Raw genomic sequence first — 12,887 nt, 5'->3', positions numbered from 1 at the left:
GGTGACCGGTGGTCGCACACCGAGACGGCCGCGCGTGGGGACTCCGGTTCCGAGTCCTCGACGGACTCGTCCTCTTCGGACGCGTCTTCCACGGATTCGTCTTCGTCGAACTCCTCGTCGCAGACCCCCGAGTCCACCCGCACCACCACTGCTACCGCCACCGAGGTCGGCGCGCGTACCGCCGCGGGCGGTACTGACTCGGGCGGCGGCATGGGCGGTGATGGCGCCGGCGGCCGGGGTTCGGAGTCGGGCAGCAACGATGCCAACTCCCAGTCCGACAACCGCGACTCGAACAACGACTCCAGCAACGACAGCAGTAGCAATCGCAACAACGACAGCAGTAACGAGCGCGGTGTCGACCGCAACAGGCTCGCCCGCGAGGCCGTCGCCGCTGCCTTGCGCGAGGACGGCACGGAACCCCTCGGCAGCCAGGACAACGGCCCCGATTCTGGTCAGGGGTCGCAGCAGGACTCCATGTCCGACCGGCACAGTGAGCTCACTGAGGCCTTGCTGCGAGAGAACGCCGATGGCGTGACCCCTGACTCCAGCGCGCATGCGGACCGGGCTGACCTGATCGACTCGAACGAAGTTGTGTCCGCCGGGGACCCCAGGCTCCCTGAGTCGGTCCGGAACGATCACCCGAGTGAGCACCTGCGGGAAGGAAATGAAAAGTTCGCCCAAATCGTGGAAGCTTATCATCGGGACTCTGCAGAAGGCTTCGGTGCTGACCGTAATGCGCCCGACAAGAAGGACGACTCCACGGAGCGGGAGAAGAATGATGTAAATACTGCATTCAATCAGATAATGAATGCTGCATTCACGGCCAGCCCCTTCGGCGCTTTCAGCAGGTCAGGCGGATCTCCGGGCTCCGGACCGGAGCCGCGCCATCGCACGGTGAAACAGAGTGCAGGCGATGTCCTGGTCAGGGAGCGCACTCAAAAGGACACGGAAGAAGCACTCCAGGGCGACAAAATTCCGGATACTGTCGAGCAGATGTTCGGTTCTCAGGAAAAGAACGCAATCTCTGAGAACTCCTCGGGTGGCCAACGAAGCGACAGAGCCGAATCACCGGAAAATCGGAACACTGATACGAGCCGAGGCGGTAGCGCAGCGGAGGCAGTCGGGCGCGGCGGTGGTGGAGGGAAGCCACCTGTGCCGCCCACCGGTGGTCCGGGCGGCGACAGCGGATCCGGTAGCGGGAGCGGGGACAACAGCTCCAGCAACAATTCCAGCACCAGAGGGCCATCGGACGAGCGCTGGAGCTCGAAGACCTCCGAGGAGCGCAGGAGGGCGGCCGAGCCCTACCTGAAGGATCTTGACCACAGCTCCTGGGACGCAGGGGTCAGGGACTTCATCAACCGCCTCAACGACCCTGAGTTCAAGGGCCTCAGAGACATCTTCTATAAAAGCGACGGCGCCCGCAGGTGCACAGAAGACTCCATTCCGATCGGAGGGAAAGACAGTACGATCCCCAAGCTTGAGAAGGCCCCCGACGGATCGCTCAGCCTCAAGAAGGGTGAGGTGCAGACCAATGCGGTGAAGTACCTGGGCGAAAAAATCATGACGAAGGTGGAAGCGAACCCCAAGGGTTCCATGCGTACGATCATGTCGGCGCTGGACCAGGTCATGAGGAAGCGCAGCTACGCCTACTCAATGTTCAGAGACCTCAACAAAATCGTGCAGGACAAAAAGGAGACCTTCGGAAAGGAGTCGGCGGAGGCGAACAAGTCCAGGGAGTTCCGCAAGCCTTGGGCTGACAAGGCGACGAAGCTGTCGGAGACCGTCGGTGAAATTGCGGGGCACAGAGCTGTCCTGGATCGCTTCGACGGGACCAAGTGGCTCAAGTACGAAGAAACGGTAAAGGTCGAAGGGGTGGGAGAAAGGACCGTTGTCCGGGAGAAGAAGCTTCCCGAGCTGGCCCCGGATACCCCGGACAGCCCTAACCCCATCCCCATCCCTGACACTGCGCCCGGTTCGGGTTCAGGTCAGTTCGATATGATCTACCGAACCAAGGACGGCGGCTATGTCGTCGTTGAAGCGAAGTCCAATCAGAGTACAGAGCTCGGATCCAGGACCATCGGCGAGGGGGCGAACCAGTACAAGGTCAAGCAAGGCACCCGTGAATATTTCGATGAAATCATTAGACTCATGAGAGAAAGGGGTGGGCGCGAATCTGACATCGCTGATGACATTGACCTCAAGCTACTAGAGGGGAAGGTTCATTATGTTGAAGGAAAGGGGAAGCATAGCGAAAAAACCGGATACACGGGCGAGTCTCTGCGTTTCTTTGATCTAAGGAGCTAGTTTTATATGGTTTACGAGATTGAAAATCACGACCTGAGTCATCGAGTTGACGAGGCAGAAAAAAGAAGGCTCGAAGAAAGCTCTGAAAAATGGATAAATATTGTCTTTTCGCACCCGGGTCATGCAATCAAGTCGGCCTCTGTTTTTGAGGTCCGTTCTAAATTCATGACAGCAGCAGATGCTCGCGCTGCTTATATTGAAACTTGGGAATACTGGGTGCTTGCCATGCAGGCATATAATGCAATGTTGCGGCTCGAAGCGGCGACTGAAGGTGACGAGGTTGATCTCTTCATTGGCCGCCAGGGAAAGACGATTCAGGCTCCCAAGAATAGTTCAGATTTGAATGCGCGGACTTGGGTGAATTCCTTCTTCTACTCCATGGTCTGCCGTCATGAGAAAAACCTGAACTACTTGTGCAGCATTCCTGTGGATTCAATTCGTGAGCGCGGTGAATCTGAGGGAACTGAGTACGCTCAGTACGTCTATCATTGGATTTCTGCGTTGCAGGCGGTGGTACTGCATCGGGACGGATTCGATGAGGAGCTCGCTGCGGCGATCGAGCAGTCGGATCCGGAAGTTTCTGGTTTCGGTGACGATGAGTCCGTGGGGAGGCTCGTGTTTCCCGAGATGTTGGTTCTGCTTCGGTTGGTGGAGCGGGACTCGGAGAAGTTCAACGAGGCGCTAGCTGCTGGGGTGGCTGCGTTCGGGGAGTACTGGACCGCGACCGAGTCACGGGCCAACAACATCAATGGAGTTTTCCCGCTTGGGCTGTTGGCGTTCGCGTGCATGGCTTATGACATCGCACAGGTGGATCCGGACTTCGAGCTTGATGTGGTCTCGGGGTACCTACCGAAGCATTTGGTCGAGCACTCGTGGTTCGACGAGTTCCCCATCTGAGGGGTTTTCTGATCTCAGCCTTCGTTCATCGGCACGATTCCGCCCATCCTGGATATGTGTTTGGTCGGAAAAGGGTTACCGGGCGGCTCGAAGAGAATATGCCCGTGTTCGAAGAGTCGCCGCATTCGGTAGACATGTATATGGCCCCTATCTCTATGGACGCGCTCCTGTGCTTCTCGATGGATCCTGAAGTTTCGGAGCGGTTGACGTGGGAGGCGTGGGTTGCGTGGATGCAGGCCTCTGAGGCGTTGTTGGCCATGGGTGCGGCTGAGCCGGGTGAGTCGTTCGAGCGGTTGATGTACCACCAGGTTCGTGCGCTCACCGGCCAGAGTCCTATGTCGACGTACAACGTGTCGGTTTGGTTGGATGCGTTGTTCTTGGCGATGACGTGCCGTGATCGGGATCGGGTCAATGCGTTGGCTCGGATCCCTGTGCCTGTTCTACGTCAGTGGTCGGAGAGCGGGGGATCGGTTCGGGATGAGTTCGTCTGGTCGTGGGCTGAGGCGTTGCAGGACTTCGTACTTCAGCGGCCTTCGTTCGAGGCGAACCTGGCTGAGGCGTTGCGGTTGTGTGAGCCGGAGAGCCTGTGGCTGCTGGATTCTGAGGATGCGGAGAGGCTTGTTGTTCCGCAGATGAAGGTGCTCGGCCGATTGGCCGCACGTGATTCCGAGGGGTTCAACGAGGAGATGTATCGGGGCCTCGTCGGCTTCAAGAGCTTCTTTACTGAAGTCGGTGACGACGAAGATGAGGACGAGGACGAGGGGCCGGACCTCGACGGCACCGTGCCCCGCTCGTTGTTCGCTCTGGCGTGTGTGGCCCATGACCTACACCGGGTGGAGCCTTCGTTCGAGCCCGATCTGAGCTCGACCTACTTCCCGCGCAAGATCCTGGAACGGGCGTGGAAGAACGAGTTCCCCTACCGCGCCCACATCCCGGACCCGGTGGACCCGCAGGCGTTGCTCGACCGGTTCGGTGTGCAGGCTCCGAGCGACGGTCCGGAGCCGGATGCGGTCCCCATGGTCGAGCGCCACGAGGCCACGCCACCACTGCGTCAGCAGGTCCGCAGCCTTGAGATCGAGTCGGTCGATCGGCTGGTGGAGAGCGTGGATGAGGATGTCACGCGTCTTCCGGAGGTCCACCGGCAGCTGCGTGATTGGGCTCTGGCCGGCGTCGCGGACGACCCGTGGGGCGCTGAGCTGCTGACGTGGGTGCCCTGGGCAGCTTGGGCCCAGATCGGCCATGCTTTCCTGAGCTCGAGCCTGACCGATGAGGCGACCGAGGTCGGTGTGCTCGGGGAGGTGCGCACCTTCGGCCCGATCGAGCCGGGTCCCGGCGCGGACATGAAGACGTGGTTGGAGACGTTCTGCTTGGCTCTGACGTGCCGGCTGGACTCGGTGGTGCCGGTCATGGCGCTGCAGCCGATCTCGGATCTCCGCCAGAGGATCGAGGCGCGGGGTGTGGTCGAGGACGAGTTCGTCTACGCGTGGGCCGAGGCGTTGCAGAGCTTCTTCGTGAACCGTTCGGCTGTGGCCGGCAAGGTGGATGAGGCGTTGCGCTTGGCCACGCCTGAGCACGCCGATGCCTGGGGTGCTGAAGAGTTGCGCTGCCTGGCCGTGCCGCCGATGAAGGTGCTGGTGCAACTGGCCGAGCAGGACAGTGATGGTTTCAACGGGGCGATGCGTGAGGCCCTGGAGCTGTTCCGCGAGTACTACACGGCCACCGAGGAACGGCGCTCATCCCCGGAGGGTGTGCTCCCGCTGACCTTGTTCGGGCTGGCGTGCGTGGCCTATGACCTGCGTCAGGAGGTGGGTTTCGTGCCGGACCTGAGTTCCACGTACTTCCCGGAGTGTATTCTGCAGCGTCTGTGGGAGCGTGAGTTCCCGATCTGATCGTGTCGAGAGTGGCTGCCTTGAGTAGACCGGATCCAAGTTGCGCGGGAGCGCAGCCACGTAGGTGGAGAATTTAGTGAAACCCGTGAAATTTGAAATTCCTCGGCATCATGTCAATAAGGGTGTAAACCCGAAGCTCTGGGATAAGAGTTCGGATAATCGCGAATTTTGGACCAGCAGGGTGGCTGACGGCAAGCGGGGTATTTACCGTGGCATGTCTACTTTGTGGTTCGATGTGATTCTCGGCGTTCACGCTGATCCGCATGCGGAATGGTTGGAGACATGGGAAGCTTTCGCCTCGGCCATGCAGCTGCATCATGCTGTCCTCATGCTCTACTATTATCCCCCGGGTGAGGAGCGCGAGTTCATGGTGAATCATGAGGTCCGCAGCTCTTCCACGCTTGGCCCCCACTTTGCATTGAACGCTTCGAACTGGACGCAAGCGTTGTTCTTGGCTGTGGTGTGCCGGGATCATGCGCGGGTGGAGGAGTTGTGTGAGATCCCGGTGGAGGTGTTGCGGGAAGCAGGGGAATCCGATGGTGCGGAGTACAACCCGTTCACCTATCACTGGGTGGGTGCTTTGCAGGCGTTCGTGAAGGGGCGGCCTCAGGAGTTCGGTCGGGAGTTGTTGGCGGCGATGGAGCTGTCGCAGCCGGATCGGGTGGAGTTCGGGGACGCGGATGTACTGAACCAGGTGGTGTTCCCGCCCATGGATGTGCTGTTGCGTCTGACTGAGCGTGACAGCGCTGCGTTCAATGAGTCGTTGGCGAGAGCGCTCGAGTCGTACCGGGAATACCAGACCTCCGACCCTGAGCGAAAAGACGACAAGGAGGGCCTGCTCCCTCTGAGCTTGTTGGCGATCGCGTGCTGGGCTTGGGACCTTGCTGCTTCCGATGATGAGTTCTCGTTCGATGTGGTGTCGGGATATTTGCCCAAGCACCTGCTGGAGGGGTCCTGGCGTGGGGAGTTCGCCATCTGACCCTGCCTCGCCATCGTTGTCCGCCTGCTTGCGCGGCCGCCCGTCCTCCAGTGAGTACCTTGCCCCACCGTCGGGCCCCGTTGTCTCCTGAAGACAGGAATATGGGCAGAGGAGAGTCTATTCGGTTCTTTGATATCAGAGGTTAGCTAAAATGGTTTTTGAAATTGATCGTCACGATCTCAGTCACCGCGTTGGTGATGCAGCAAAAAGGATCATTGGAAAAGGTCCTGGGGAGTGGGTGAGTGTTGTATCCTCTTCCCCGGTTCATTCCCTTAGGGCTGCGACTGCGATCGCGACGCGTTCTCAATATATGACAGCGGCTGACCCTCGAGTCGCTTACGTTGAGACATGGGAGTCCTGGGTGCTGGTCATGCAGGCATATAATGCGATGATCAATCTCGAAGTGGCTCCCGAGGGTGAGGGGATTGAACTGTTCATTGACCGTCAAGATAAGGCGGTCCAGGCTCCAAGAAATAGTTCAGACTTGAATGCGAAGACATGGGTTAATGCCTTCTTTTATTCCATGGTCTGTCGTCATGAGAAGAGCCTGAACTACCTGTGCAGTATCCCGGTGGAGACTATCCGGGAGCGTGGTGAGTCCGAAAGTACTGAGTACGCGCAGTACGTCTATCATTGGATTTCTGCGTTGCAGGCGGTGGTGTTGCACCGGGACGGGTTCGAGGAAGAGCTCGCTGCGGCGGTGGAAAAGTCTGACCCGGAGGTGTCCGGTTTCGGTGATGAGGAGTCTGTAGGGAAGTTGGTTTTCCCTGAGATGTTGGTTCTGCTTCGTTTGGTGGAGCGGGACTCGGCAGCGTTCAACGAGGCGCTGGCAGCTGGTGTGGCGGCCTTCGGTGAGTACTGGACTGCGACGCCGGAGCGCGCAGACGACATCGATGGTGTCTTCCCGCTGGGTCTGCTGGCCTTCGCCTGCATGGCTTATGACATCGCGCAGGTGGATCCGGAGTTCGAGCTCAATGTGGTCTCGGGGTATCTGCCGAAGCACTTGGTCGAGCACTCGTGGTTCGACGAGTTCCCGATCTGATCGAACCCGTGGGGTACCCGCTGTGCGGGAGGGACGGCGGTCCCGCCCCTCCCGAGCACCGGTGTCAGGGGCAGGTGAAGACGAACGGCGGGAGGGCGGGCACGCCTGCGGGGTCGAGGGCGAACTCGGCCCAGACGTGGGTTCCGAGGTCGGCCCAGGGTGCGAGCCGCCGATGTCCCCAGCCTGTGGACAAGTTCTCGACCAGCGCCAGACCGCGCTGGCCTTCGGCCCAGTCCCACTCGTCGTCGGTCCGGTCGGTCGGGATACGTGGGAGGGCCCCGCTGCCACCCCAGTCGCTCAGGCCCACGCGGAGCGTGCGCGGCCCGGGCAGGGACAGCGCACGCAGGACGTCGGCTCCGGGGCGCCCGGAATCGGTGTACTTCACGCAGTTGGCGAAGAGCTCGCTGACGCACAGCTGCACGGTGTCGACCAGGTCGGGGTCGAAGCCGGCGAGGTCGGCGGACAGGTCGGAGCGCACGGTGCGGGCGTGGGCGAGGTCGCCGGGGTAGAGGCGGTGTTCCCAGGTGACGAGTGGGTGCATCGAGTGGGTCATACCGCCACCTCCTGGGCCTTTCGCTGCTGCTGGTTCTTCATACGGAGCCGGGACAGGTGGGGCAGGTGTTGCAGGCGGTCGGGGAGCGGAGAGTGAGGGGCGCCGGGTGGAGGAGTCACGTGGGCGATCGGGGCGGACGGTCCGCTCTGTGGCCGTGCGGAGCCGCGGGAGGCGTGGCCGACCGCGGGTCGGGCGGCGGGCACCGTCGCGGGCGGCTGTGGGTCGTGCGGGCGCGGGACGGGGATCGGCCGTCCGGGGCGGATGCGTACGGGCCGCGTGGGCAGGTCCGGCGGGGATGGGCAGGGCGGTGCGAGGGTGCCGAGGTCGGCTCCCCAGGCGGTGAGACGGTCGGCGGCGGCGCGTTGGCGCCGTTCGGCCTCGTGTTGGGCGCAGGTGCGCTCGTGCGCGGCGTAGTAGGGCCGGACGAGGGCCACCTCGTCGGCGGGGATGTGGGCCGCGGGAGGGCTGAGGAGGGCCGGACGGTCCGAGGGCGCCGAGACTGCGGGCTGCGCGGGAACGCTGAGCGGTTCCGGGGGCTGCTTCGGGGCGAAGGGGCGTACTCGGCGGGAGCGCTGGCGCTTGGCCGGCCACGGTCCGGAGGCGAAGCACCGGAAGCGGGTCAACAGGTGGACCCGGAAGGTCCGCGGGACCCAGGGGACCGGCGCGAGGGAAACACGAGAGACATCGCGCCTGGTCGAGTGCCGTCCGCGGGGTGCTCGGAACAGGCCCGTCAGCAGGATTTGGGCATAGCCGAAAAGAGCAGCGATACACTTGAGCATGCTGGCAAAGTCCTTGTCTAAAGGAGTGTTGGTTGCTGGCCACGGCCCCGGGCGGTGTAAAACCGTCGCGGGGTCACCGCTTGTTCAGTTGTGAAAGATCTCCTCTGTGGGGTCAGGCGGGTCTTGAGCACAGATTAGGCCACGCGGCTGACAGAAGAGCGGGGTTCATGGGCAACCGGAGACGGAAATCTTCCAGCTGCCAGGAATTTTGTTCCGTTCCTGGGTGATTTATCTGGACAATTCGACCCCCGATGGCCCCAGGAAAATTCCGGATCGGGGGAAACGAACCTGGGGGCCAGGTCGCACGGGGCCAGGAGATTCCAGAGGCGTGTGGGGCACGGGCACCCCGGCGGCAGGCACAAGAAACCCCCAGGGGTTCTCCGTCCCAGGACCCCCGGGGGTGGTGTGCCGCTGTGCGGTGCAGCGGAGTGGCGCGCCGGGTCAGCGCTCCTCGCCCTGGTCCCAACGGAACAACCGCACTGCCAATGCGGCGATCAGTGCGGCGGTTCCGGCCACGACCGCGACCGACAGCCACACCGGGTGCGTGGACTCCCCGCTCGACCCCAAACCGATGAGCAGGTCGGCGAAGAAGAACGTGGGAACCACCGACAGGGTGTTCTCCACCGGGTCCGGCAACAGGCTCAACATCGGGAGCAGGCCGCTCAGGAAGAACGCAACGAGCTGCACGAACGTGGACACGTTCCACGCCGTCTCCGCCGTCGGGAGCAGGCCGCCGAGCAGGTAACCGATCGACCCGAACAGCGCCACACCCAGCAACGAGACCCCGAGCAGCGCCGGACCCTGAGCGACGGGCACGAACCCGAGCGCTGCGCCGATCCCGATGAGCAGAACGAGCTGTGCCAGCACCAGGCCGAGGCGCGCAGGCATGTGGGTGAGTATCAGGCGCGCGCGGCCGACGGGGGTGGTGCCGAGCAGTCGGAGCGTGCCGCGGGCGCGCGCGTCGGCGAGCGAGGCGGCGGTGGCCATCAGGGGCGCGGTCGAGACCGTCAGGAAGACGACGATCGCCATGACGGTCTCGTCGAACCCACCGCCGGAGGCCGGAGAGGGCGTGAGGACCGCCATCCCGAAGAAGAGCGCGGACAGGCCCATCGGCAGGATCAGGGAGGTGAAGAAGCCGCGGCGTTCCCGCACGAACTCGCGGGTCTGCAGCCGCAGGAGCTGGGCGGCCGCGCCGGGCGTGGTGGGGCGACCGGGGCCCTGGTGGTTTCCGGTTCCGGTGTTGTGGGGGTCGTTGTTCATGGCGGCGGTGCTGCTGCTGGTGCCGGTGCTGCTGACGATGGCGCTGATCGCTTCGGCGCTCATGCTGCCTCCTCCCCGCCCTCGGCGGCGCGGGTGGTCACGGTACGGAACACGTCGGCGAGCGTGCCGCCGGGCGCGTGCTCCTCGACGAGGCCCTCCGCCGTTCCTTCGGCCGCGATACGGCCGTGGTCGAGCACGCTCATGCGGTCGCACAGGGCAGCCGCTTCCTCCATGGAGTGCGTGGAGAGCAGGACGGTCCCGCCGTCGGCGCGGTAGGCGCGCACGGCCTCCCAAAGGTCCTCGCGGGCGTTGGGGTCCAGGCCGGTGGAGGGTTCGTCCAGGACCAGTAGGCGGGGGCGGGAGACCAGGGCGGTGCCGACGAGCAGGCGCTGGCGTTGGCCGCCGGAGAGGCGGTGCACGCGTACGTCGCGGGAGGAGGTGAGGCCCATGCGTTCTATGACCGCGTCGGGGTCGTCGGGTTCGGGGTGGAAGGAGGCCCAGGCCCGCAGGAGTTCGGCGACGGTCTGGTGGTTGAAGACGGCCGCGTGCTGGGGCTGGACGGCGACGGTGCGGCGGATGTGGTCGCGGTCGGCGCGAGGGTCGACGCCGAGGACGCGGACCGTGCCGGCGGTGGGGGCGCGCAGGCCGACGAGGGTTTCGATGGTGGTGGTCTTGCCCGCGCCGTTGGGGCCGAGGAGTCCGTGGATGCTGCCGTGCTCGACGTGCAGGTCGAGGCGGTCGACGGCGGTGGTGGGCTCGCCCTTGCGCGGGGTGTAGCGCTTGACGAAGCCGCGGATCTCGACGGCGGGGGCGGTGTCCGTGGCGTTGGCGGGCGGGTGTATCGGGTCGTCGCCGGGCGTCCGGTCGGGCGCGGGTGGGTGGTTCGCTGGGGTCATGATTCCACGGTGGCATTGACTTTCCATCTTGGCAAGTGATTGTGGCGGGGGAATCATGTCGCGCCCTGCTCTGCCCCGTCCCGCTGGCCGGCCCTGGCTGTCGGGTCGACGGCCGACCCAGGCACGACGAAGCCCCGGACACCTGGTCATGGGTGCCCGGGGCTTCGGGGATGTCATCGAAGCTGTCGATCCTTGTGCCGCTGTCGCTCCGGCTCTGCCGCTCAGCTCGGCGGCTCAGTTCAGCGGCGCGTGGAGTCCCAAGGGCAGTTCATCGTTGGCGAGCTCGTCGTCCCCGAAATCAAGGGCGTCGAAGGCGAGTTCCGGCTCGCCTCCGGCGTCGATCTCCTGCCAGTAGTAGCCGTCGTCCGTCTTCAGGAGGAGACGGTCGCCGTCGCTGTCGTACCAGTAGCGGTGGACGGGGTTGTCCTCTGCCTCGACCAGCACTTCCTCGTCGCTCACCGTGCCGTCGGCGGTCAGGTCGAACACGGACAGTTCAGGGTGGTCGGTCTCCTCAGCCGATCCGTCCAGCGGGCCGATGAAGGTGCCGTCGCCCCCGCGGATGAAGTTCCACGGCATGATGTCACCGGTCTCGTCGTCGGCCAAGAACTTCAGCCCGGCGTCGTTGGTCCCCTCCGGCTCGGTGTAGACGGTCGGTTCTTCCGCCTCGCTGATCGCGTACGCGTTCTCGGGCTCCGACAGGTTCCTCGTGTTCCGGTTGGCCCACTCCTCCTCGGCCTGTGCGGCCGGCATGGACGACGTGGGTGCTTCCCCGACGAACTCGGGCTGGGCCTCCGGGGTGCTCAGGTCGACGGCCAGAAGGCGGGAGCTGCCCCCTTGGCCCTCGGCTTTTTCCTCGAACCAGAGATGGGACCCATCGGGGCTGAACTGTGGGGATTCGTAGGTGACCTCGCCCTCCTCGAAGGCCGGGCCTTCGGTACCGGGGCCCTCCGGATCCGGGCCTGCTGTCGGGGCGATGGTGGTCACCTGCTCGTACGCGGCCCGCTGCTCGTCGATGGCGCCCAGGAGCAGGCCCCCGTCGGTGGGCGTCACCGTGTGGCCGAAACCGGGGGAGAAGGTGATCTCCTCGCTCCGAGCCGGGTCGAAGCCGCCTGTGTCCTCCTCGGCGGTCAGAACAAGATCCTGCACGCTCACCCGGGTGTCCAGGCTTCCGTCCTCGGGATCGTGGAAGGTCAGGAAGAACTCGTGGTCCGCGTGGTGAAAGAAGACCAGCCCGGAGAGGCCCGGGTCAGGGATCTCATCCGTCTCCGGGATGTTCTCCTGCTCCGGCGGCGCTGGTTCTTCCTCGTTCGAGCAGGCCGAGGCGGCGCCGAGTGCCAGGGCAGCCAGTAGGGCCGGGCCGGTGGGGGTGCGCAACAGGCGGCGGGTCTCTCTCACGGAGGTTCCTCGTGGGGTCGGGGGTATCGGCAGGAGGGCGGGGTCTGTCCCCGGACCGATGATGGACCACCGGGGCGGCGGAGACGCACGCGGGATCGGCACGCAGGCACGATGAAGCCCCGGACACCTGGTCATGGGTGCCCGGGGCTTCGGAGCGTTGGAAACGTTGGAGGTGCGGGAAGGGGAGGCGGCGGAACCGTGGACGTCAGGAGCGGCCCGAGCCGTCGACCTTCAGGTCCGAGACGAAGCTGGTGAACGCTTCGGGGGTGAAGGTGAGGGTTGTGAGGTGGCGGTGTTGGGTGTCGCGCATGTGCACGGCCTGGGAAGTCTCCGCGACCTCGACGCAGTCGCCCCCGTGGTTGCCGCTGTAGCTGGACTTATGCCAGTTGAGTTCCATCGAAGCCTTCCTTCAACTTCTTCAGTAGCCGCTGTGACTCGGCCGGGGACAGTGCCACCTCTTGCAGGTCGCCGAACTGCAACGACAGAGTGCGGATGCCCTCGCGATCATGGACCATCCTGCCAGCAAGGGCTTCCTCCACGTATGCCAGATCCCTCCCATCCCTGAGCGACAACAGGGTGAAAGGTCCAGTCAGGCCTGGGTGCCCTTCCCGCTCTGTCGGAATCACCAGCACTTTGACTAGGCGCTGTTCAATCAGGTTGAGCAGGTGCATGATCTGATCAGCCATGACAGCTTTGCTGCCGATTGTCCGGTGGAGCACTACCTCATCGAGGACAGCGACCATGCGCGGAGGTGCGGGGCTGATCCACACTTCCTGCCGTTCCAGTCGGCCAACAACGAGTCGATGTACAGATTCGCGCGGCTCCCGTGGGTTCCCTGCGGTGAGGGCAGGGCTGTTTCAAAGTCGGGGGAGGTCGGTATCGGCGCTGGTCAC

At 63.8% G+C, this 12,887-nt stretch carries 14 protein-coding genes; 6 read left to right on the top strand and 8 right to left on the bottom strand.

Going from position 1 to position 12,887, the window contains the following annotated elements; translation table 11 throughout:
- On the bottom strand, nucleotides 1-413 hold a 413-nt coding region (locus D474_RS31945; RefSeq protein WP_204367135.1), incomplete at its 3' end, for a hypothetical protein.
- A gap of 61 nt (nucleotides 414-474) precedes the next feature.
- On the opposite strand from D474_RS31945, the gene D474_RS31940 reads away from it, so the two are divergent.
- The 5 genes from D474_RS31940 to D474_RS0121380 all read left to right on the top strand — a co-directional run bounded on the left by D474_RS31940 (nucleotide 475) and on the right by D474_RS0121380 (nucleotide 7,111).
- On the top strand, nucleotides 475-2,304 hold the full coding sequence (locus tag D474_RS31940; RefSeq protein ID WP_161628698.1) for a hypothetical protein: 1,830 nt from the start codon (nucleotides 475-477) through the stop codon (nucleotides 2,302-2,304).
- A 6-nt stretch (nucleotides 2,305-2,310) separates the two neighbouring features.
- Nucleotides 2,311-3,201 (top strand): immunity 49 family protein, encoded by an 891-nt coding sequence (locus D474_RS31245; RefSeq protein ID WP_239647140.1) that lies wholly within the window; start codon nucleotides 2,311-2,313, stop codon nucleotides 3,199-3,201.
- A 155-nt stretch (nucleotides 3,202-3,356) separates the two neighbouring features.
- Entirely contained in the window at nucleotides 3,357-5,090 is a 1,734-nt protein-coding gene (locus D474_RS0121390) for an immunity 49 family protein (RefSeq protein WP_239647139.1), read from the top strand.
- Nucleotides 5,091-5,175: 85 nt separating this feature from the next.
- Nucleotides 5,176-6,069 carry an immunity 49 family protein gene (locus D474_RS0121385; RefSeq protein WP_051051067.1) on the top strand — a complete coding sequence of 298 codons (894 nt, stop codon included), beginning with the start codon at nucleotides 5,176-5,178 and terminating at the stop codon, nucleotides 6,067-6,069.
- A 151-nt stretch (nucleotides 6,070-6,220) separates the two neighbouring features.
- Nucleotides 6,221-7,111, top strand: coding sequence for an immunity 49 family protein (locus D474_RS0121380; RefSeq protein ID WP_338045295.1), 891 nt, complete (start codon nucleotides 6,221-6,223; stop codon nucleotides 7,109-7,111).
- 64 nt (nucleotides 7,112-7,175) lie between these two features.
- Here D474_RS0121380 and D474_RS0121375 read toward each other — a convergent pair whose 3' ends face one another.
- The 7 genes from D474_RS0121375 to D474_RS29575 form a co-directional block, all read right to left on the bottom strand.
- Nucleotides 7,176-7,664 carry an ATP-binding protein gene (locus D474_RS0121375; protein ID WP_017615534.1) on the bottom strand — a complete coding sequence of 163 codons (489 nt, stop codon included), beginning with the start codon at nucleotides 7,662-7,664 and terminating at the stop codon, nucleotides 7,176-7,178.
- A complete protein-coding gene (locus tag D474_RS0121370) occupies nucleotides 7,661-8,287 on the bottom strand; it encodes a hypothetical protein (protein ID WP_026118681.1) in 627 nt (208 codons plus the stop codon). The genes D474_RS0121375 and D474_RS0121370 overlap by 4 nt, the downstream gene beginning before the upstream one ends.
- Before the next feature lie 597 nt (nucleotides 8,288-8,884).
- On the bottom strand, nucleotides 8,885-9,766 hold the full coding sequence (locus D474_RS0121365) for an ABC transporter permease (RefSeq protein WP_017615533.1): 882 nt from the start codon (nucleotides 9,764-9,766) through the stop codon (nucleotides 8,885-8,887).
- The gene (locus D474_RS0121360) at nucleotides 9,763-10,599 is read right to left on the bottom strand and encodes an ABC transporter ATP-binding protein (protein WP_017615532.1); all 837 of its coding nucleotides are present in this window, start codon (nucleotides 10,597-10,599) and stop codon (nucleotides 9,763-9,765) included. Before D474_RS0121360 ends, D474_RS0121365 begins: the two co-directional genes overlap by 4 nt.
- 234 nt (nucleotides 10,600-10,833) lie before the next feature.
- The gene (locus D474_RS0121355) at nucleotides 10,834-11,994 is read right to left on the bottom strand and encodes a hypothetical protein (RefSeq protein WP_017615531.1); all 1,161 of its coding nucleotides are present in this window, start codon (nucleotides 11,992-11,994) and stop codon (nucleotides 10,834-10,836) included.
- Nucleotides 11,995-12,199: 205 nt separating this feature from the next.
- Nucleotides 12,200-12,391: a DUF397 domain-containing protein gene (locus tag D474_RS0121350; RefSeq protein WP_017615530.1), complete on the bottom strand. Its 192-nt coding sequence runs from the start codon at nucleotides 12,389-12,391 to the stop codon at nucleotides 12,200-12,202.
- Nucleotides 12,372-12,779 (bottom strand): DUF5753 domain-containing protein, encoded by a 408-nt coding sequence (locus D474_RS29575; protein WP_239647141.1) that lies wholly within the window; start codon nucleotides 12,777-12,779, stop codon nucleotides 12,372-12,374. The genes D474_RS0121350 and D474_RS29575 overlap by 20 nt, the downstream gene beginning before the upstream one ends.
- Between D474_RS29575 and D474_RS33600 the strand changes: the two genes are divergently transcribed.
- Nucleotides 12,705-12,887 (top strand): hypothetical protein (locus D474_RS33600; protein WP_239647138.1); only part of this gene is annotated, 183 nt, incomplete at its 3' end. The genes D474_RS29575 and D474_RS33600 overlap by 75 nt on opposite strands.

The sequence above is a fragment of the Nocardiopsis salina YIM 90010 genome (assembly GCF_000341025.1).
Lineage (GTDB): Bacteria > Actinomycetota > Actinomycetes > Streptosporangiales > Streptosporangiaceae > Nocardiopsis > Nocardiopsis salina.
This window is presented reverse-complemented; position numbering and strand designations above follow the sequence as displayed.